The 20,968-nt window shown below is 37.8% G+C and carries 13 protein-coding genes and 1 tRNA gene; 10 read left to right on the forward strand and 4 right to left on the reverse strand.

From position 1 onward, the window contains the following. Positions 1–72: 72 nt before the first annotated feature. Entirely contained in the window at positions 73–1,704 is a 1,632-nt protein-coding gene (locus BTO22_RS12595) for a glycoside hydrolase family 13 protein (protein ID WP_105055833.1), read from the reverse strand. A 144-nt stretch (positions 1,705–1,848) separates the two neighbouring features. Between BTO22_RS12595 and BTO22_RS12600 the strand changes: the two genes are divergently transcribed. The 10 genes from BTO22_RS12600 to BTO22_RS12645 all read left to right on the forward strand — a co-directional run bounded on the left by BTO22_RS12600 (position 1,849) and on the right by BTO22_RS12645 (position 15,886). Next, positions 1,849–2,727, forward strand: coding sequence for a LysR family transcriptional regulator (locus BTO22_RS12600; RefSeq protein ID WP_105055834.1), 879 nt, complete (start codon positions 1,849–1,851; stop codon positions 2,725–2,727). Positions 2,728–2,833: 106 nt separating this feature from the next. Next, positions 2,834–4,012 carry an MFS transporter gene (locus tag BTO22_RS12605; RefSeq protein WP_105055835.1) on the forward strand — a complete coding sequence of 393 codons (1,179 nt, stop codon included), beginning with the start codon at positions 2,834–2,836 and terminating at the stop codon, positions 4,010–4,012. A 63-nt stretch (positions 4,013–4,075) separates the two neighbouring features. Beyond that, positions 4,076–4,354 (forward strand): GNAT family N-acetyltransferase, encoded by a 279-nt coding sequence (locus BTO22_RS12610; protein ID WP_105055836.1) that lies wholly within the window; start codon positions 4,076–4,078, stop codon positions 4,352–4,354. Between the two features lie 80 nt (positions 4,355–4,434). Next, a complete protein-coding gene (locus BTO22_RS12615) occupies positions 4,435–4,779 on the forward strand; it encodes a HopJ type III effector protein (RefSeq protein ID WP_105055837.1) in 345 nt (114 codons plus the stop codon). A gap of 32 nt (positions 4,780–4,811) precedes the next feature. Continuing rightward, entirely contained in the window at positions 4,812–5,789 is a 978-nt protein-coding gene (locus tag BTO22_RS12620; RefSeq protein ID WP_105055838.1) for a Gfo/Idh/MocA family protein, read from the forward strand. Positions 5,790–6,067: 278 nt separating this feature from the next. After that, positions 6,068–7,594, forward strand: a complete 1,527-nt coding sequence (locus BTO22_RS12625; protein WP_105055839.1) for a Na+/H+ antiporter NhaC family protein — start codon at positions 6,068–6,070, stop codon at positions 7,592–7,594. A 265-nt stretch (positions 7,595–7,859) separates the two neighbouring features. After that, positions 7,860–7,934: transfer RNA gene (locus BTO22_RS12630), tRNA-Gly, on the forward strand. 320 nt (positions 7,935–8,254) lie between these two features. Then, on the forward strand, positions 8,255–9,952 hold the full coding sequence (locus BTO22_RS12635) for a hypothetical protein (RefSeq protein ID WP_181044645.1): 1,698 nt from the start codon (positions 8,255–8,257) through the stop codon (positions 9,950–9,952). A 4-nt stretch (positions 9,953–9,956) separates the two neighbouring features. After that, complete coding sequence (locus tag BTO22_RS12640) at positions 9,957–11,048, forward strand: TolB family protein (protein WP_105055840.1); 1,092 nt, start codon at positions 9,957–9,959, stop codon at positions 11,046–11,048. Further along, a complete protein-coding gene (locus BTO22_RS12645) occupies positions 11,048–15,886 on the forward strand; it encodes an OmpA family protein (protein ID WP_105055841.1) in 4,839 nt (1,612 codons plus the stop codon). Before BTO22_RS12640 ends, BTO22_RS12645 begins: the two co-directional genes overlap by 1 nt. A gap of 56 nt (positions 15,887–15,942) precedes the next feature. On the opposite strand, the gene BTO22_RS12650 is transcribed toward BTO22_RS12645, so the two are convergent. From BTO22_RS12650 to tssH, 3 genes are read right to left on the reverse strand one after another with little or no spacing between them, the layout of a single operon-like run. Then, positions 15,943–16,443 (reverse strand): hypothetical protein, encoded by a 501-nt coding sequence (locus BTO22_RS12650; protein ID WP_105055842.1) that lies wholly within the window; start codon positions 16,441–16,443, stop codon positions 15,943–15,945. Then, entirely contained in the window at positions 16,444–18,051 is a 1,608-nt protein-coding gene (locus tag BTO22_RS12655) for a sigma-54-dependent Fis family transcriptional regulator (RefSeq protein ID WP_105055843.1), read from the reverse strand. Continuing rightward, positions 18,038–20,707, reverse strand: coding sequence for a type VI secretion system ATPase TssH (tssH, locus tag BTO22_RS12660; protein WP_105055844.1), 2,670 nt, complete (start codon positions 20,705–20,707; stop codon positions 18,038–18,040). The genes BTO22_RS12655 and tssH overlap by 14 nt, the downstream gene beginning before the upstream one ends. Positions 20,708–20,968 lie beyond the last annotated feature (261 nt).

The following is a 20,968-nucleotide window of genomic DNA, read 5'->3' on the forward strand; positions in this document are numbered from 1 at the left end:
TATTCCAACAGTAGATCTAAGTAATAGAAAAGAAATAGGGCGTTACAGGTTGGTTCAATAATCTTGATATTCTTACAGTCTTATCACAATACTTTGATACGGTGTAAGCGTTAGTTGTGAGCCAAAATGAGTGACAGAGTCTAGATTAGCAATTAAACATTCGGCTTTTTTATTTATTAAATGCTCAGGTAAAATTAGCGTCTGAGGCTCAGCTGTAAAGTTATTTAACACAACCAAATGTTGGTCGGCATTTTTACGCTCATAAGCAAACACCGCAGCGTGATCTTCAAACAGTGGGATGAAATCACCGTACACAATCACAGGATTTTGTTTTCTCAGTGCGATCAGTTTTTGATAATGATAGAAAATAGAATCGTTATCTTCCAAAGCCGCAGCAACGTTTATCTGAGGGTAATTTGGATTCAGCTTGATCCAAGGTGATCCTTGAGTAAAACCAGCGTGAGCAGAATCATCCCAATGCATTGGTGTTCTTGCATTATCACGGCTATTGGCATGAATGCCTTTCATCATGGTCTCATGACTGACGCCTGATTCAGTTTTCACTTTATAGAAGTTCAGTGTTTCGATGTCTTTGTATTCTTCTAACGTATCAAATGCCACGTTAGTCATGCCAATCTCTTCACCTTGGAAGATATATGGCGTTCCCTTCAATAAATGTAGGGTTGTTGCTAACATCTTCGCAGACTCAACACGATATTGACCATCACAGCCGTACTTAGAAACAACACGAGGTAAATCGTGGTTATTCCAAAACAGAGAGTTCCAGCCGTTATTACTTAGCTCAAGCTGCCATTTGATCATTACTTGCTTAAAGGCATTAAGATCTAATGGTTTTGGCTTCCACTTATCTCCGTCTTCCCATAGCAGAGTAATGTGCTCAAACTGAAACACCATGGATAACTCATTACGAGCAGGGTTGCTATACAACTGCGCAGTTTCTGGCGTGGCATCCCATGTTTCACCAACGGTTAAGAGATCTTTATTACCAAAGGTCGCTTTATTCATTTGTTGAAGAAGCGGGTGAAGACGATCGCCATTACCTGTGATCTTTTTATCGATTTCTTTACCGATTAAATCAATTACATCCAAACGGAAGCCGCCAATGCCTTGGTCAATCCACCAGTTCATCATATCAAACACTTTTTGATGAACGGCAGGGTTCTCCCAATTTAAATCTGGTTGACGTTTTGAAAATAAATGGAAATAGTATTGCTGATTTTCTTCATCCCATTCCCACGCCGTACCACCAAAAATAGACCCTAAATCACTTGGCGCTTCGCCGTTTTCGCCAGCATCACGCCAGATATAAAAATCACGGTATTCACTGTCTTTGTTGCTCTTAGATTCAACAAACCAAGGGTGCTCATCGGAGGTATGATTAACTACCAAATCCATGACGATTTTGATACCACGTTGTTCTGCTTTTTGCATCAGTTCGCGCATATCATCCATGCTACCAAACTCAGCGGCAATGGCTTGGTAATCAGAGATATCGTAGCCGTTATCATCCATTGGTGATTTATAAACAGGAGAAAGCCAAATAACGTCGATACCAAGTGTGGTTAAGTAATCGAGTTTGTTGATAATACCTTGTAGATCACCAATGCCATCATTGTTTGAATCACAAAAGCTACGTGGGTAAATTTGATACACCACACTATTATGCCACCAACGTTTTTCCATTTTGATATCCAATATTCATTAAAGAAAGTAACGCTAATATAACGAAATTAAATGGGTATGAATAATTGATAATTTGAACTCTGATATAGAAAAAATTTATATCACAGGTATGGTAGAGCTGAAGTTATGATATGGATAATAATCATGGAAAAGCAGTACCGATATTTTTATGAAGTGGCTCGTCAAGGCAGTATTAAAGGTGCTGCGGATAAATTGTTCATTAGTCAACCAACGCTTACTACCGCAATCAAAAAGCTTGAAGATTTACTTGGGACGCTTTTGTTTCATCGAAAGTCTAAAGGGGTCGAATTAACCAGTGCTGGCTGGGTTTATTATCGCTATGTTCAGGATATTTATGAAAAACATGGCCAGATGATGCATCAATTATCTGATATGAAAGCCCGAAGCCAAGGTAAAATTAAAATTGGGATTGGTGAAGCGTGGTGGGAGTGTTTTGCTGCTGATGTGATTAAACAATTTATCGAAACCAACCCTAAAAATTCACTTTATATTGAATTTGGAAATGGTCTGTCGATGTTAAGTCATTTACTCAATGGTGATATTGATCTCTTTATAGGTCATGAGATAGAAAATATTGATTCTCGTAACCGAGTGCGTTTTATTCCCTTATTTACAGAGCGCGAAGCCTTATATGTTCGAGAAGGGCACCCATTATTGAATGATGGAGAGTTGAGTCGACATGATTACCCACAAATAAAAGTCACGCCAGATCATAGCCGAGATGGAAAGGTTCTGAATGATAAAGGGGCTGAAACGTTTGCAATTAAAGCACAGCAAGCCAAAGTTGTTTATGAATTGGACTCGTTAAAAGCCAGCATTGATATGCTTAAGATGAGTGATGCGATTATGCCTTATACTGATAAGATTAAAGACAAAATGAAGCAGCAGAGCATTGCGACGTTACCAATGACAGAGCACCGACAAGGTGTAGTAGGAGTTTATTCAAATACCGAAGTGTTGTCTGAAAATATGGAGTATTTGGTGAGCTTATTTAAGCAATAAACAGGGGGAGTAGGTAAATAAAGTAAAGATCATTATAAGATGAACTAGAATTAATTAAATATATGCTACTGTATCGATAATATAAACATTAATGAGAGTCACTACCATGTCGAGCACTGCTCATTGGAGAAATCCAAAAACCTTTCTTATTTTAATCTCGATTGTCGTTCCGATTGCGTTTTCGGCATGGAGTGCCTTGCTGAATAACTTTGTTATCGAAAAAGCTGCCTTTACAGGTGCAGATATTGGTTTATTGCAAAGCGTGCGTGAGATCCCTGGATTTCTAGCTTTTACTGCTGTTTTCGTCCTTCTTTTTCTTCGTGAACAAAAATTCATGATCCTCTCTTTGATCATGTTGGCTGTCGGTGTTGCTATTACGGGGTTCTTCCCTAGTGTATATGGTCTATTGTGTACTACGTTATTAATGTCGACGGGCTTTCACTACTTTGAGACTTTAAAGCAATCATTATCACTGCAATGGTTTACCAAAGAAGAAGCGCCTGAGATGTTAGGCAAACTCATATCAGTTGGCGCATTGGCCTCATTATGTACATATGGTGCGTTGTGGATATTGCTTGAAGTGATACAGCTAGAGTTTAAATGGATTTACTTAATTGCAGGCTCTGTTGCTCTCTCTATCATTATATTTATGTGGCTTGCTTTCCCTGAATTTAAAAGTGAAACGCCTCAAACTAAGAAGTTAGTATTACGTAAACGCTACTGGTTATATTACGCATTAACCTTCATGAGTGGTGCTCGTCGTCAAATATTCACGGTCTTTGCTGGTTTCTTAATGGTAGAAAAGTTTGGTTATTCTGCTGCTGATATCACCTTATTGTTCCTTGCTAACTACGCATTTAATTGGCTATTTGCTAAAAAAATAGGACGCTGGATTGGTGTTGTCGGTGAGCGTAAAGCGCTGATGTTTGAATATGTAGGTTTGATTTGTGTGTTTGTTGGTTATGCTGTAGTGCAAACTGCCGAAATTGCGGCGGCTTTATACATTATTGATCATCTATTCTTCGCGCTAGCGCTTGCTATTAAAACGTATTTCCAAAAAATTGCGGATCCTGCTGATATGGCATCTACTGCTGGTGTGGCATTTACGATAAATCATATAGCTGCGGTCATTATTCCGGTAAGTTTTGGTTTGATATGGTTAGTGTCTCCTGCTGCGGTATTTTATGTAGGGGCGGGAATGGCATTATTATCCTTAATATTGTCTTTAAATATTCCTCAGGCACCTACTGAAGGAAATGAGACTCGCATTTTGAAGTGGAACTGATTAAAGTAGAGCCATAGTGTATAAAAATGACATAACATACAGATTAATTAGAAGGAATTATGTATGAATGCAATTACTCATGATTCTAATAACAAATGCTATTTAATTACTCTAGAAGGTAATGCTGTAGCAAAAGTTTATTATGAAAAGAAAGGGAATATTTTGGATGTGATCAGCACTCGTATTCCTGATGAGTTGCAAGGTAGGGGTTATGGAAAAGTGATGATGGAATCGTTTCTCTCAGAAATGAAAACATCTAACTTGCAGATAGTTCCTGTTTGTTCTTATGTCGTACATTACATGAATAAGAACGAGCAATGGCAGTTCTTACTGGCAAAATAATTAAATAATGTAAAGCCTAGTTCAATTGAGCTAGGCTTTATTTTTATCCACCAAATTGAACAGAAACAAGGATGGAACAGATGTCTTTACACACGTTTATTGAAAGGTTAAATATACAACCAGAATTGGTCGAGTTTGCAGACACCATGTCAGTAATTGAGGCTAATTATGATTTTACGCCAACGGAGTTTTCTAATGGAAATACCGTTAATGAAGCAGGGCAGAACAGTGGTTCGTGTAAGATCTTTGCTTTTGCTCAATTAAATCAATTAACAGTTGAACAAACGTTGACTTGCTTCGGTCAATATTATCGTGAAGATGTATTACAAAACCCAACTAATGATGATCACCAAAATATTCGTAACTTTATGGTGACGGGTTGGAGTGGTGTTCAATTTAAAAGTGAAGCATTAAGAAGCAAATAAAAACACACAGAAACCAATAAAGAGAGACCATAATGATCAAACTTGCTGTTATTGGAACAAGCTGGATTACCGAACGTTTTATTGCGGGGGCGATAGCGTCAGGAAAATATGAATTAAAAGCGGTGTATTCTCGTTCATTAGAACAAGCAAAAGCCTTTGCAGAGAAGTTTGCCGTAGAACTTACTTTTGATCACTTAGATAAATTGGCTGAATGCAGTGAGATTGATGCGGTATATATCGCGAGCCCTAACTCTTATCATGCGCCACAATCTATTCAAATGATGAAGCAAGGTAAGCACGTTATTTGTGAAAAACCTATGGCATCTAACTACGCCTTGGCACAACAGGCGTATCAAACGGCAGAAGAGAATAATGTGGTTCTGTTTGAAGCATTTATGTCTCCATACTTACCTAACTTTCAAATAATCAAAGCGCAACTACCAAGCTTAGGGACAATCAGAAAGGCCCATATCACTTATTGTCAGTATTCTTCACGCTACCCTAAGTATTTGAATGGTGAAAATCCGAATACCTTCAATCCAGATTTTTCCAATGGCTCAATTATGGATATTGGTTTTTATTGTATTGGCTCAATGATTGAATTGTTTGGTGAGCCAACATCAATTCAAGCACAAGCGCATTTATTAGAATCAGGTGTTGATGGTAACGGCAGCATTATTTGCGGCTATGATGGCTTTGATGTGGTTGTGATGCACTCTAAAACCAGTGATTCTTATGTACCTAGCGAGATCCAAGGTGAGAATGGTGCAATCTTGGCTGACATGATTTCGATTGGTGAGAAAGTAATTAAAATCAATCGTGGTGGAGAAACAGAAAACTTAACTGTAGAGCAGAACTCAAATCCAATGTTCTATGAAGCGCTTAAATTTGCAGAGCAAGTAGAAGTGAATCAAATAGATAAACATGCGGTTGAGCGCTCATTGTTGATTTCAAAAGTAACCACTGAGATCCGTAAACAAACGGGCGTTGTGTTTCCTGCAGACAGTTAACTATTTCTAGCTAAAAACCTTAAATAAAAAAGCCGAATGAGAGTAAATCATTCGGCTTTTTTGTGCCTAACACATTTTAAATACTAATAATTTCAAATGCCTTTATTTATATTTCGGATGGGTATCTTTTTTGTGTTAATGACTGAATTATTGTAAGAAAATCGTTAATTTTAAAGAGGGGATTTTTTAGTGTTTACATAAGCATTGTAAGTATATATAGTCACAAATAGTGAATTTATATTTAATTTGTTTTATGCAGTAGCAAAAGGAATATCGTTATGGACCAGACAGACATTACCTCCCTAATACCCATTGTCATTACACTCTTTATTTCACTTACAACAAAAAATGTTGTAGTGGGTTTGTTTGCCGGAGTTCTTAGCGGGGTTGCTATGATTAATGGATTATTTACTCATGCCAACCCATTAGAAACGTTTGGTGTAATGATAAAAAGTTATATATCTCCACAACTAACGGACAGCTACAATGCTGGCGTTATTGTACTGCTTGTCTTTATTGGTGGTTTTGTTGCCTTGATGGAGAAGTCAGGAGGGGGTTATGCATTTGCAGATAAAATCACTGTATGGGTTAAGAGTAAGTTTCAAGCTCAAACCTCAGCGTGGCTAGGTGGGATTATTATTTTCTTCTCTGATTTAGGAACACCTTTAATTGTCGGTCCTGTTTTTCGTCCTCTTTTCGACAAATTAAAAATCTCTCGTCAAAAACTGGCTTTTATTATTGATTCAACATCTTCTCCCGTTGCTATATTGATCCCATTTATTGGATGGGGTGTTTATATCATGGGGTTAATTCAAAAAGAGTTTACCGCTTTAAATGTTGAACTGTCCGATTGGGATGCCTTTATTGGTGCCATTCCATTCCAGTTTTATGCAATTTTAGCAATTGCGATAGTCCCACTTGTTGCTTTTAAAAAGTTGGATTTTGGCCCGATGGCTAAAGCAGAAAATGCCGCTGAAAAAGGCGAAATACATGTGTCATCAGAAGCATCTAAAGAAATATTCACGCATAAAAATGCAAAATCCTCATTCGTATGGGCACCATTACTTGTTATGGGATTGGTTCTGAGTTTTATGCTTGTGCCTTTAGGATTCCCGTTTGAAAAAGTCTCTGGTTCTGTTTTTCGTTCTGCCTTATCAACCGCTTATTTCTTTGCTGCTGCCACGTTAATTTGTTTAATGGCTCTTTATAAAGTAAGAGGGTGGTCGGAAGGAATATCAGTTTATATGAAAGGCATGGGTAATATGATGCAAGTAGCGATTATCTTAATCCTTGCATGGTCATTAAGTTCTGTTGGTAAAGAGCTAGGCACTGCGGCTTATATTGCAGAGCAAGCTCAAAGTGGTTTTCCTAATTGGTTAGTTCCGGCGGTTGCATTCTTATTAGCTGCAATCATTTCTTTTGCCACAGGCTCATCGTGGGGAACGTTCGCAATTATGATGCCTTTAGTTATTCCAACGGCTCTAGCGATTGATGCGCCATTATACGCTTGTATTGGTGCTGTGTTATCTGGTGGCTTATTTGGTGACCATTGCTCTCCAATATCTGAAACGACCATTTTGTCATCAACAGGGGCTGGTTGTGATCAGTTTGAGCATTTTAGAACTCAACTGCCTTATGCATTATTAAACGGTAGCATCGCTTTGGTTAGTTTTGTTATCGCGGGTCTTGTCGAGAGTCCATTAATTTTTGTATTAGCTTTGATTGCACAGGCGACTTTGGTGTTTATATTAGCGAGATTAACTCCTGTTAATACTGTCAATAAAAATAAACTTGTGATCAGTTAGGTTAGTCTTTTATCTATTATTGCTGCAACCATCTACTATTGAATTAAAATCTAAGCAATTTTTTGTAATGGCGCACAGTAAGCATCGTTCACATTACCTAATGAGAAAGCAGGGTAGCGGTGCTTACTATTTATACCTGTTATATGGCGTGAGAGATGAAAATTTGTAACTTATGCTTAAATATCATGCAATCAATTAGTTAAGTGTAAAAAAATGCTTTACCTCAGCGCTCAGTATGGCATTATCTATCTCGTTCCAACGATGTGCGTACATCGTATAATGGCTATTACCTCAGCCTTCCAAGCTGATGATGCGGGTTCGATTCCCGCTGTACGCTCCAATCTCTTTTTATCATCCCAAGAGATTGTTCCTCTTTTCAAACTCACTTATTGAAAATTAAGCGCTTAATAGCGTGTTTTGTTGTATCTGGAATTTAAGCTTTTCGTAAAGATTTACTTTAAAATATGTAATGTATTTTTGGGCTAAATATCACAATTAATGCTCCTCTTATTTTAAATCAGCCTTTAATTTCAGCAAGCAATTGAATGAGTTTATAAATTTTAGTAAGGTCAACAAACCAAATCGTTATACCTAAGCCTTATCAGCTTAATTATCACTACAACCAATATAGAATTTTTGTTAATGGTTGTGGAGACCTACATGCATCTTACTTGCAAACTTATTCCTAGCCTCTCTTTATCACATCAAGAGCTAGAATATATTCTCACTCCTGACGAATACGTTAGGCTGCTTTCTCGTGAGAAAAATTCACAAAATATTGTAAAGTCACTCCCATCTCCGTTAAGGGAATCTTTAGCGCTTTCTTCTACAAAAAATACGCATTCATTATTGACCGCTTTAAAGCAAAAATTGGTAAAAGGTGAGTGGATAGCCGTATCAACAGGAAAGCGTTCTAAGCCGTTATCAGACACTCAACTCGTTCAATACCCTCAATTAAATAAGCATATTGTGAGAGTGGGTGAGACTCAATTTACAAAGTATGTAAAAGCAAACTTTCAAGCCGTCACTGATGATGTTGTGTTATCTCGTAGCCTTCAATATAACCCAGTAGAACCAACACCAGAGCATAAAATCGTGGTGGAGTTTGCAGGACAGTGGCCAAATAATGCGGCTTCTTTGTTACTTGCGAAATCGGATGAACAAAAAGAAAAAATCACCAAACCAAGAGCCGATATTCACGCCTCTCATCGCAGTATCGCCATTTTTAAAGATTTAGAACCAGAGCCAAGAAACCTGTACCTCACCATTCCAATGAGTGGCACGCCACAACCCTTAAAATTACTGCTTGCCGAAAACGTTCAACCTGTTGAGAAAAAAACAGAGATGGATGAATGGGATAATGTGTTAGTGCCTGTTGTGCCAATGAAGAAGGAAGGAGAAGAATATTCTTTATACCGAAGCGGTTTCTTTTATGTTATTTGGAATGGCAAAGTATGGCGAGAAATTACGATTGATTCTAATGGTTACTTTTGTGATCTCGATATTCAGCATGAACGAAAAGAGCCATTGGCCACGCGACATGCAAATATCAATGCGTCTGAGTTTTTTCCTGAAGATAATGTGTCTTTTGAGAAGTTTGAACTATATCAACAAGGACAAAAGGTATTTTCTGGAGAGCTGGATATTCGCGAACAAGCCAGGGTGTTTAACTTGGTCACAGAAGAGGTCGAGCTAAAATTTGTTGATTTTGAGCATGATGAGATTTTACTTGAAACGCATGAAAGTCCAATAAAAAATCAAGCGTCTAATGAGCGTGAAGCAAAGAGCTATCCAATGCCTCATGTCTGGTTACCTTATAAAATTTTAGGCGAAGTACAGACTGATTGTTATGTGAGTTATAGCCAAGCGGCATTATCTGATACAGAGATAAGCTCACTAGAATCTAATTATGCCAATATCGCTGTATCCATTGAGGAAATGTCGGTTTACAGTCAACAACAAGCGTTTGATGGAGAGCATATCTATACGCTTCCTATGGCAAAAAATACCTCATTTGGTTCTCATATTATCAACGAGCAGAATGGCAGTAACATTGCAGCAATCACTGTGATGCCACCAAAAAATCAAATCACATTACGTTATCGTATTTGTAGCACGACAGACCAACCTGATGATTTCTTTATGTTGAGAAATGAAGAGGAAGAATGGTCACAGAAAGTTTATTTCAGACAAGCAAAAGCCGATGATGAAGGCTTCTTAAATCTCCCTTTTTCTGGTTGGCCAAAAGAGGTTGAAGAGGTTGATATTATTCGCGGCGCAAGTGCTGATTTAGGAACAACAGAATACGAATTATCCGTTTTGAAAACAAAAATTAAAATTTCAGAATTAATAGGCTAGAACAATGAAAAATATACTATTACTTGCACTATTTAGCATCACTTTAATGGGGTGCAATGACCCTGAAAGTGTGGCAGCAGAAGCGGTTCAATTAAGAGCAGAGCAACACCCAGATCGTACTTACGTGGGTGAGCATAACTATTACACCATGGAAAGTAGTGGTGACATTCAATTCACAACAAAAAAAGATTTAAAAGTAATGTATCAAGATTTTCCACGTTACTTTATTGAAAAAGCCAAAGAGTGGCCAAAAGAAGATCTTAATGATGCCAGCTCATACGATTTACCGCGCTTTCAATTTGCATGGGCGAACTCAAGCTCAAAAGATGAATATGAGAGCGGGCTTAAAATTTGGAGCATGAAAACCGATGGTACTGATTTACGTTTAGTGACGGATGCCACCATTGGTTTTGCATCTATTCGTAATTTAGCTCGTTCACCAAATAATCGTTACGTCGCTTGGGCAGGTTCAGGTGGTCAGAAAGGTGTGTATGATTTAAAAACGGGTAAGGTGACAGTTATACAGAAGACGACTTCGCCACTTGATATGCTTTGGTCTGAAGACAGTCGCTATTTGTATCATGAAAGATATCGTAATCGTTATTCTCGTTGGGATTCTGAGACGGGTGAGATTAGTGAGGTTGATTTCGATGTAAGAACCACAGCAGTGAACTTTGGTGGAAAGCGAACGACTGTTTTAGATTTTGGCGTTTTGGTTGAAAATGCGAATACCAATGAAGAGCTCAACTGGATTGGTGTCGATCGTTCACTGTCAATGGATGAACGTTCATTAGATGTAACTTCAATTGATCCTGAAGGTCGTTATGCATGGGGGTCTAACCCTTCTTTTGGATTCTTTTTTGATATAGAAAAAGGAACTGTAAAGCAGATGACAACAGACTATACGCCTGCTCAAATTTTAGGCAAAGACGCTCATTTTAGTGCACTAGATAGCTTTGCTAAAGTTAGAATTGTTGATCGTGTTGGAGACCGTGTGTGGTCATGGCGCGCATTCTATTACGGTGCGTTATCAGGAGATGCAATTTTATATAATGGATTAGCGAACAATGGTTTGTGGTTTAAGGGGAATAAATAATGTCTGCTTTAAAAACTTATGACCATAGTGTTTATCTGTTAGGAGCATATTTTGACCTGCATGATAACGGACGGAAAAAAGAATTTAGAACTTGGCATCAATCATCTGATTTAACTGAGGATGATTTACACAATATACGCCCAATTCCTTTCACACCTGTTTTGGTTGATGATGCTGAACAACCAGTATTATGGGGCACGAATAAAGACGGTTTATTGTGTCAGCTAGGTTATTTTGATGAGAATGCAGCACCTGAAGCCGTAGCAAAAAAACAAACCTTTTTGCGTCATAAGCAGCCATTAACTGTTAGTGAATTAAATTTAGATAGACCATATTCATTAATGTTTCCGCCATTGAATGTGATTGGACAACTGGCTGAAACACACACCAGTGTTAAAGCGTTAAACGATTCACTAAAAGATATTTATTCCAATAAATTAAAAGTTGAAGAAAAATATTCCAAATTAATTGAATTTACTATCAGTAAAATCAAAGTTAGCCAGTTAGCTGAACCTTATGAAAAAGAACCCGGTAAACCACTGACAGATCAACAGAATGATTACAATGCTTGGTATGACAAAATTATAGCGAGTGAAGTAAAAGAGATTCAAGGCATCATTACTCCTGCTTTTCACTCAATTGGGGTGGTGTTCAGCAGTGATTTGTATGTGGGGGCAGAGGTTTCTCTTATTCAAGTGAAATCTAAACAAGATAATTCAGGTGAGTCAGAGGATGTATTGGCCACGAGTTTTGTCACTAAACCTGATCCAAGTGATGATAAAACAAATAACCCAGAAGATTATAAGAAAATAACACCTAGTGTCGTGTTTAATTTTGATCCTAAATTGATTGATGATGGTTATTTTCTGCTTCGCACGCGTTTTTGGGTCGAAGAATATTTAGAGCGACAGAAAGCAATTTTAGATGAAGGTATAGAAGTTACTTTTCCTGATTCAGTAAAGCAAGGGCAACTAAAATTTGAAGCTAGTATTGAGCATCCTGACAGCAAAACGGTACAAGACGTTTATACTTATGAGTTGCATGAAAAAGTCACTTTTAAACCGATAAGTGGTTTTGGTAAGCTGGCGATGGTATGCGGTGATTTGATCTCGCTTGAAGAGTGCTTAATTTATCAATACCCAACGGCACTACCTAGCTATTCTGATTTTATGACACAGCAAGGAAATACAGTGGCGTTAAAAGGCACTGGTGTAGCCACGCTTGGTGTTGCATCCGCAGTGCAAAAGACAGCGCAATCATATACTCAAGGTTTTGCGACAAAAGGCATTGGTGTCTTTGGTGATTTATCTAGCCAACAAATTGCAACCAGTGTAGCAAAAAACATTTGGAGTAAATTAACCGTTGAGGGTGTTTTACCTGAGCCGCTTACTGCTGGGGCGAGTTTCTTATTTGGTTTGCAATCGGTCAAAGAGGCGCGTGATGCGTTTACTGATGCAGTTAAGCTCACCGAAAGAGTACAACGATTTAATTTAACTGCGCCACAAACTTTTGGAAGAATGGTGCGTAACGGTTTTGCTAATAAGACGTTTATGCAGAATGCGCTAAAAGAGATGAAAGAAAGCTTTCAAAACCAAGGGGCATCCGTTAGTACTCGAAACCTCGCTGTAAGTTGGTTTGAAGGAAGCGGCTATACAAAATTGGCTAAAGGCTTACCTATTGTAGACAGTATTGGCAGTATGTATGATTTTTATCAACTAGTAGATAAACAAGGAAAGCTAGAGAAAAAATCGGATGAAGCACAAAAAGACTTTGATGGTGCAACTACTGATTATTTGCAAAAAATTGTAATGGTAAAAGCAGAGGCGGACTGGGCTAAGCAGCTTTCAGATGCCATTAAGATTTTGAATCATGACGGTAAGGAGCAAATAGCTCGTATTATTACGCAAGGTACTCGCGCGATTATTCATATTAACTTCAAATTTAATTCGTCGGAGCTACCAAATACAGGTACGACATTACGCAGTGATATTGATAAAGTTTGTGAGAAAATTGCTGAACTACTAAAAACACACCCAGACTATCGAATTCAAATCGATGGGCACGCAGGGCGAATTGGCAGTGTTAAGGCGAATAAAACGATTGCAGAGGATCGCGCGAAGCAAATTGAACAGGCTATTTTAGATAAAGCAAAAGAAGATAAAACATTACCTGAGCGTATTATTACTTTGTCACATGGCAAAACTCAACCTATGAGTGCAGACAGTGCTAAAGTCGATATGAGTGAAACAGGCGACGATTCGGCGTTAGCTGAGGATAGACGTGTTGAAATAAGCCTATTGCCTCCAACCTACTCATTGGCTTTACCTCCTAGCCGAACGGGTATGATTGACTTAGAGAAAGTTCGTCAAGCAAAACAGGCGATTGATGTTGGGCAAGATAATAATCAAAAAGAGCAAGTGTTAGCAGTATTCAATTCTTTAATGGGGGTGGCAATGTTAACGCCTATCGCCCCTGTTGCGGCTGGGGTTCTGTTGATAAAAGAGGGTGCTACTATTGCAGATAGTGGGTTAAGCTTTTTAGATTCAATATTAACAGAAGGGGCTTATAAGGATTTTAAAACCAAATATAAGAACGTTAATGAACTAAACCAGTTAGGTAAAATTCACATTGAAGTATTGCAACAGTATCGTGGATTTAAGGTGAAGATCGAACAGCAGTTAACAAAAAAAGAAGAGGTAGAAGCGTTTCTAAAGGCGAATAAAACATCAGAAGAATTACAAAAACGTTTCTTACTTCGAGCTTTAGCGTTAAATGGTTTAATTGAATTGTTTGCCAGAATATCATTAGGGAGCAGCTCAAATAGTGATTATAAAAAAGAACTTATAAGCGATCGAGTTCAAGATTACATAGAAACTTATATTCTTAATGATAATTGGGAAGCTCCTCAGTCGTCTTACAACACCATGGCTCAGAATTGGCTGAACCGAGTGAGGGATGATAAAACTGGCGCATCACAAGCACGTTCTTTCTTTGTCGAATATGCCAATAAGAATCAGAAAGCAACGTTAGATGAAGCAACGAAACATTTAGTTAAACGAGCTAAAATTCAAGGTACGTTTAATACCGGGTTCCCTGTGCAAACCAGTTTGTATATGGATGACAAAGAGAATGGTTTTGTTGATTTTGCTAAGTTGTTTGACAATACAGCTCAAGATGTAAAATCAGACGATATTGGTTTTAGTCGTTTATTGATACTTAACGATCGAGATGATGATAAATCATGGATGCCTTATTCAAAGTGGAAAGAAGAAGGTAAAACAAAGCGTATTACGCCATTTACTCGTGTTAAGTTACAAGTTGTATTGACCAACGACGCGTCAGAAGATGCGAAGAAATTCTTTAAAGCAACATTAAGCTATGGTTGTGATCGTGGCTGGCTTGATGTTGATGGCCCTCAATATCAAGTCTTATTATCAGCAAAAGAAGTGTCTGATTTAACCGTGTGTGGGCCATCAGATAAAGAATTGACGTCATACTACACACAGCAATTAGGCGATGATTATGCAGCGGATAAAGATGAAAAACAAACGTTAACCGCTGTTGAATTTGAACCAACCTATTGGTTCGGTGAGTATGAAATCCCCGGACTTAAACCTCTGTTTTCTGGTTATTGGTATGAAAATTTTGATACGTGGAAACAAGATGGTAAATACAAAGCTCTGTCGTATTTCTTTAAGCTTAATCAGCATAAAGTTTTGATAGAAAAACTGGACGTTGGTGGCGTGCTTTACGATATGAGCAATATTCACTATGGCATTGATGACAACAATACCTATGGAAGTGTTGATGCATCAACTAAACCGTTATATCTCTTTGATGGGTTAGGTAATCAAAGTGCGGTAATTAATGAAGCTGATTTGCTCGTTGAAAGCTTTGTTAAAGCTAATGAAAGTAGTAAAGGTGCAGGTAAAAAGCCCTATATAGAAGGAAATATCACATCGCTTGCGGCGTTAAATATAGGAAATAAATTTGAATGGTTTGATAAACAAAAGCCAATTAGTTCTCAACAGTTTGATTGGAGTAAAGAGCAACCAGCATCGATTTATGTGGCTTTATTAGCAGATAAAGATAACCGTGAAGATTATAAGAGTATTGGTTTCAATCTTGATAAGATCACTATGCAGCTAAAGTTAAGTATTGAAGAGCAAAACTCTACTTCTCTGTTTAAAGATAATGCAAAAGGACCAAGTTACTTTAGCTCTCTTCATCATGTAATGGATATTAGTTATAAAGTAGATATTGATCGCCGCACTGAATTGTTTACCTATAGTAATATTAAATCGAAAGTCGTTGAATTAAATATAAAGAGTGAAAATCAGAGTGAATTATTAAACTTTGCATCACTGGTCGTTGAGCAAGTTAAACAAACGCCTGATTTTGTTTTAAACCAGACCGCATTAGCATCGAAAAAACTCTATATCATGAAATTTGATTTGGATTATATGTCTCCAACAGGAAGAAAGGTCAAAGGATTAAGACCATTTGGCCCGATATTGGGTGATGAGAACGGTGATATTTACTCTTCTGAATTACGTCTTTTGGGATTATATCAAGAAGGTATTGATAAGGGGGAGAGTAAATACTTTTCAGGTTCTCCATTAGCGATAACATTGCCAAAAAGTGAGAGCTTTTATGAGGAAGGTTTACCTTGGACTCAAGAGGGAAATAAATCAGCTAACTTAGACATATCAGCACAAGCTAAATGGAAAGAACTGGATAAAGATAAAGATAAAGAGAAGCAGAAAAAATGGTTGAAAGGTTGGATAGAAGATAAGGCTGAAATTCGATCTGCGCCATCTGATCAAAGTATAAGTTAATTTCGAATAAAAAACCGCCTGATGGCGGTTTTTTATTACGATTGGTATTATTTATATTAAGAAGGCTTCATTGAAATAAACGTCGCTTCCTCTAATTTATCTGCTGTTAAGAATTGTTCTTCACTAAACTCAGCAGAAACATGCTGAGTCATATTGTCCATTTTTCTTGTTGTCGTACTTGGGAGCAATATGTTCATATTTCCAACTCTTGCAGGATAATTACCATTATAGAAATTTAAATCGTAACTAAAAATAAGGCCTTTATTTTTAGTTTTAGAGATAGTTATCTTACTCTGGCAATTAGCGATATAAACCCCTTGGTCAGCACATAAATCGAATGTTTTGGTAAAAGGTATTTTACTAAAATAAACAATCACTTCTTTATCGATATAGCCATTATTGTCTTTTGCTAAGTAATTAAATGAACCTACGTTTTGCGCCTTATTTCCTATGATATGAATATTTTTATATGGTGCTAGTGGGTCAGTAGTATGCTCTGGGTTTGAGCATCCAGCAACAACAAGTGCTGCTGGAATAAGTAAAAAATATGGTTTCATTTAATGTGTATGCTCAGATGAAATGTTGTGTTTTTTCATTTTATGGTTAAGCGTACTTAATGGGAGGGCAAGGTACTCAGCCACTCGTTTTGTTTGCCAGTTATAAGTGTTTAAGCATTCAATTAGAATGTTTTTCTCATAACTACCAACGATGTCTTTAAGGGAGTTCATACCATCTGCGTCCTCTTCAGAAGGTAGCTCTACTTGTACTTGAGTGGTAATTTCTTCTGCTTGAATCAGGTCACTTTCTCCAAATTCAATTGATGCAATGGTTTCAAAGTCAGATAAGAAAACAGATCGTTCTACGATGTTTTTAAGCTCTCGAACATTACCGGGGTAGGTGTATTCTAATAACTGTTTACGTACTTGCTTATTAAGAACTGGTGGTTCGATATTCATGCTTTCACTGAGCTGCTTAATAAAGTGTTCAGAAAGAGGAATAATGTCCGCTTGTCGTTCTTTTAGTGGTGGAATGGTGATTGGAAAGACGTTTAAACGATAGAATAAATCAGCTCTAAATTCATTCTTTTTAATTTTATCCATCAAATTAGCGTGCGTTGCTGCTAATACTCTTATATCTACCGCGATTTCTTTATTCGCCCCAAGAGGTCTAAATTTACGCTCTTGTAGTACTCGTAACAACTTTGCTTGCAATAGTAATGGCATATCTCCTATCTCATCCAAGAAAAGGGTACCGCCATTAGCCGCTTCAAAAAGTCCAACTTTGTCTTTGTCTGCGCCAGTAAATGCGCCTTTTTTATGACCAAAGAGTTCTGATTCTAATAATTGCTCAGGAATGGCTGCGCAGTTTTGTACAATCAATGCTTGTTGTGAACGGTCTGAATTATCGTGAATATACTGGGCGATAACTTCTTTACCTACGCCTGTTTCACCACGGATAAGTATATCAACGGGCAGAGTTAGTACTTTATTTAATCGGTCTAAAGCGTTAATCATTACATCACTTTCAGCAATAGGACCGTTATATTGGCTTTGTTTTCGCTGTTTTAACTGATTGTTTTCTCGCACAAGACTTGCATTATCTTTAGACAGTTCTTTGATCATATAGCCATAAGTTTCAAGCCAAACTGCTTGACGAATACTGGTTGCTGCTATTTGACAAAATGCGGTTAAACTTGCTTCATCGTTAATGGCGTTTAAATTGAATAACACCAACAACCCGACGGTTTTTCGTTCGTTATCGATGAGAGGCCATGCTAATAGATTTTGGCTTTTTCGATTTAAAATGGTCTCAGATTGATAAATATCATCACAATAATAACCATTGTATTGATAGAGGTCGTTAATCAGAACCACCTCACCATTACGAATCGCATAATTAAAGGGATCCGTTTCATTGGTTGATTCTAGCGTTAAAGGTAACCAAGGGTGATCTGCTAATATTTGCTCGTTATGATGAACAACACTTGGGATAAGTGCTTGTCCTGTTTGATCTAATACGTAAATAATACCGTGGTCAGCAAAAGTAAGCTGACGTGCTGCTGCCAAAATAGCGTCTAGAGTTAACGCTAATTGGCTGCGATCAGCTAGAGACTGGCTAATCGCAAGTAGGGCATTATTTAGGTTGTCTGGCTTAGCTAAAGACATAACCTAAGGTTCCTTGGTCATCAATTGAAATGACAATTTGTGTATGTACTTCATCTTTGTCATGAGCCAAAAGCTGAGTCGAAAGTTGAGGCAATAATTGACGGTTGATAACGGCATCAATGTTACGAGCACCAGTTTCAGCTAGACGGCAATTAGCAAGGATAAATGATACTAATTCATCACTGTAGCTTAACGTTAATTTATGATGTTTCTCTAATCGGGCAGATACTTTATTAAGTTTATGTACGATAATGTCGGTCATTGCTTCATCATTTAGAGGCAAGAATGGTAATACATTCATACGTGCTAATAATGCAGGTTTGAAATGGTTATTTAAGGTAGGACGAATAGCCTCGGCAACAATGTTTGCGTCAATGTCTTTTGACTGTTGAACAAGAGATTCAATCTCATGTGTTGCTAAGTTACTTGTCATGATGATAAGCGTGTTTTTAAAGTCAATAGTACGACCTTCACCATCATTTAATGTCCCTTTATCAAATACTTGATAGAACAAGTTAAGAACTTCAGGATCGGCTTTTTCTACTTCATCTAACAGAACAACAGAATAAGGACGTTGACGTACTGCTTCAGTTAGCATTCCACCTTCACCGTAGCCAACATAACCAGGAGGAGAACCAATTAAGCGAGAAACTGTGTGCTTCTCTTGGAACTCAGACATATTGATTGTTGTCATAAAGCGCTCACCACCGAACATTTGGTCGGCAATGGCACGAGCAGTTTCTGTTTTACCTACGCCACTTGGGCCAACTAATAAGAAAACACCGGTTGGAGCATCAGGGTTAACTAATCCTGCTTTTGCTGTTTGTAATCCTTCGGTCAGCGCTTGAATAGCAAAAGGTTGGCCTTTAATACTTTCTGTTAGTGCAGATTGTAGGTTTAATGTCGTTGCGGCTTCATCTTGCAGCATTTTCCCCATAGGGATCCCTGTCCAATCAGAAATAACATGACTGATCTCATCAGGTCCTACTTCAAAATGTACAAGAGGATGAGCGCCACGTACGCTTTCTAATTGCTCATTACAGGTATGAATTGCTTGGCGAGTTTCTTCTTCAGTAAAGTGATGGCAGTTAGGCAAATCGTCTTCTGATGCTTCTGATTGTTCATTCGTATCGACTGACTCTTCAGAGGTTAATGATTGAAGGTGGGCACGAAGTTCAATCATTTCATAAATAAAGGCTTGTTCTTTTTTCCATTGGTGTTGTAACACAGCTTGCTCTTCTAGAGCTTCATCCATGCGTTCTTGTAACTCAGGAATGGCAGCTAAGGCATGTCTATCACCCGTTTGTTGTAACTGATCTCGCTTAAGGGCTTCAAGTTCACGGCTTAGCGCAGCAATCTCTTGTTGTAATGTTTCAATCGGAGCAGGTACCGCATTTAAACTGATATTTACACGAGCACACGCCGTATCAAGTACATCAATGGCTTTATCTGGCAATTGGCGACCTGAAATGTAACGGTCTGATAGCATTGCGGCTGCTGTGATTGCATCATCACGGACATAAACGCTGTGTGATTTTTCATAAACAGATCGTAAACCACGAATGATTAAAACTGCTTGCTCTGTTGATGGCTCATCTAATTTAACCAGTTGGAATCGACGAGCTAGGGCAGGGTCTTTTTCAAAGTATTTTTTGTATTCAGACCATGTTGTTGTCGCGATGGTTTTTACTTCACCACGCGCTAATGCTGGTTTTAGTAAGTTTGCAGCGTCACTTCCGCCTGCTTGATTACCGCCACCAACAAGAGTGTGTGCTTCATCAATGAAAAGAATGATTGGGGTAGGTGAGTTTTTTACTTCATCAAGTACGGCGTTTAGGCGTTTTTCAAATTCACCTTTTACACTTGCACCTGCTTGCAGTAATCCCATGTCTAAACCGTAAAGCTCTACGCCTTTTAGACAATCAGGCACTTCACCTTGTACGATTTTAAGTGCTAAACCTTCAACAACCGCTGTTTTACCTACACCAGGTTCGCCAACGGCTATCGGGTTGTTTTTACGGCGACGAGCTAAGATATCTATAATTTGACGGATCTCTTGATCACGACAAAAAACTGGATCAATCTCACCTTTACGGGCTTTACCAGTAAAGTCGGTCGTGAACTGACTTAATGCAGAGCCATCTTCACGTGCGTGTGTTTGCTCTGATGTTGCGACTTGAGATTCAAGCGATTGCGAGGTTAGCTCGGCAAAGTTTCGTTTTAAGGTTTCAGGGTTAATACTTTCTAATAATGAAGAATAACTGTGTTGCCCGTATCGTAATGGGTTACTGATTAAAGTAAGTAATAATGCACCAGAACGGATTTTTGTTTCAGATAGATCAAGAGAAGAAACAAGCCAAGCTTCTTGTAACCATTCAATCAGCATTGCTGAGAAAACAGGTTTACCACCATGATTTTGATGATTGTTCTCTAAACTTGATTTAATACTCTGGCGTAAAAGATTTTCTGAACAATCAAAATGAGAAAGTAATTGGTCAAAATCACTGTTTGGGCGTTCTAATAAGCTTAATAGAAAGTGTTCGATTTGAACTTCTGATGCTCGTTCAGAAACAGCAAGAGTAGCTGCATCTTCTAAAGCCACTTTAGTAATAGTGTGTAGACGTTGTATTAAAGAGGAGAGATTTATATTTATCATGAGTAGTATCTATCTTTAGCCAATGTGAAAAATTGTGCCGAGTATACTAAATATAAAAATATCTTTTTTTTAGAATGCTATTTGTAACACCGTCTTTTAGATGAAATATAGGTGTATGACTTTATTATTATCATTATTAATTAATGCTTTTGGTTATTCTGATTTTTATAATAGTTATTATCACTATAATGCATGTCATTATGACTTTTTTGTTATTTGTGTTTTATATTAACTACCATTATTAGTATATGAAGATACAAT

The organism is Aliivibrio sifiae (genome assembly GCF_002954705.1).
GTDB lineage: Bacteria > Pseudomonadota > Gammaproteobacteria > Enterobacterales > Vibrionaceae > Aliivibrio > Aliivibrio sifiae_A.

Bases quoted from the DNA above. Each gene is read 5' to 3' on its own strand.
- BTO22_RS12645 (WP_105055841.1), top strand. From the start codon at position 11,048: ATGTCTGCTTTAAAAACTTATGACCATAGTGTTTATCTGTTAGGAGCA.
- BTO22_RS12640 (WP_105055840.1), top strand. From the start codon at position 9,957: ATGAAAAATATACTATTACTTGCACTATTTAGCATCACTTTAATGGGG.
- tssH (WP_105055844.1), bottom strand. From the start codon at position 20,707: ATGATAAATATAAATCTCTCCTCTTTAATACAACGTCTACACACTATT.
- BTO22_RS12615 (WP_105055837.1), top strand. From the start codon at position 4,435: ATGTCTTTACACACGTTTATTGAAAGGTTAAATATACAACCAGAATTG.
- BTO22_RS12625 (WP_105055839.1), top strand. From the start codon at position 6,068: ATGGACCAGACAGACATTACCTCCCTAATACCCATTGTCATTACACTC.
- BTO22_RS12620 (WP_105055838.1), top strand. From the start codon at position 4,812: ATGATCAAACTTGCTGTTATTGGAACAAGCTGGATTACCGAACGTTTT.
- BTO22_RS12655 (WP_105055843.1), bottom strand. From the start codon at position 18,051: ATGTCTTTAGCTAAGCCAGACAACCTAAATAATGCCCTACTTGCGATT.
- BTO22_RS12610 (WP_105055836.1), top strand. From the start codon at position 4,076: ATGAATGCAATTACTCATGATTCTAATAACAAATGCTATTTAATTACT.
- BTO22_RS12605 (WP_105055835.1), top strand. From the start codon at position 2,834: ATGTCGAGCACTGCTCATTGGAGAAATCCAAAAACCTTTCTTATTTTA.
- BTO22_RS12650 (WP_105055842.1), bottom strand. From the start codon at position 16,443: ATGAAACCATATTTTTTACTTATTCCAGCAGCACTTGTTGTTGCTGGA.
- BTO22_RS12635 (WP_181044645.1), top strand. From the start codon at position 8,255: ATGCATCTTACTTGCAAACTTATTCCTAGCCTCTCTTTATCACATCAA.
- BTO22_RS12600 (WP_105055834.1), top strand. From the start codon at position 1,849: ATGGAAAAGCAGTACCGATATTTTTATGAAGTGGCTCGTCAAGGCAGT.
- BTO22_RS12595 (WP_105055833.1), bottom strand. From the start codon at position 1,704: ATGGAAAAACGTTGGTGGCATAATAGTGTGGTGTATCAAATTTACCCA.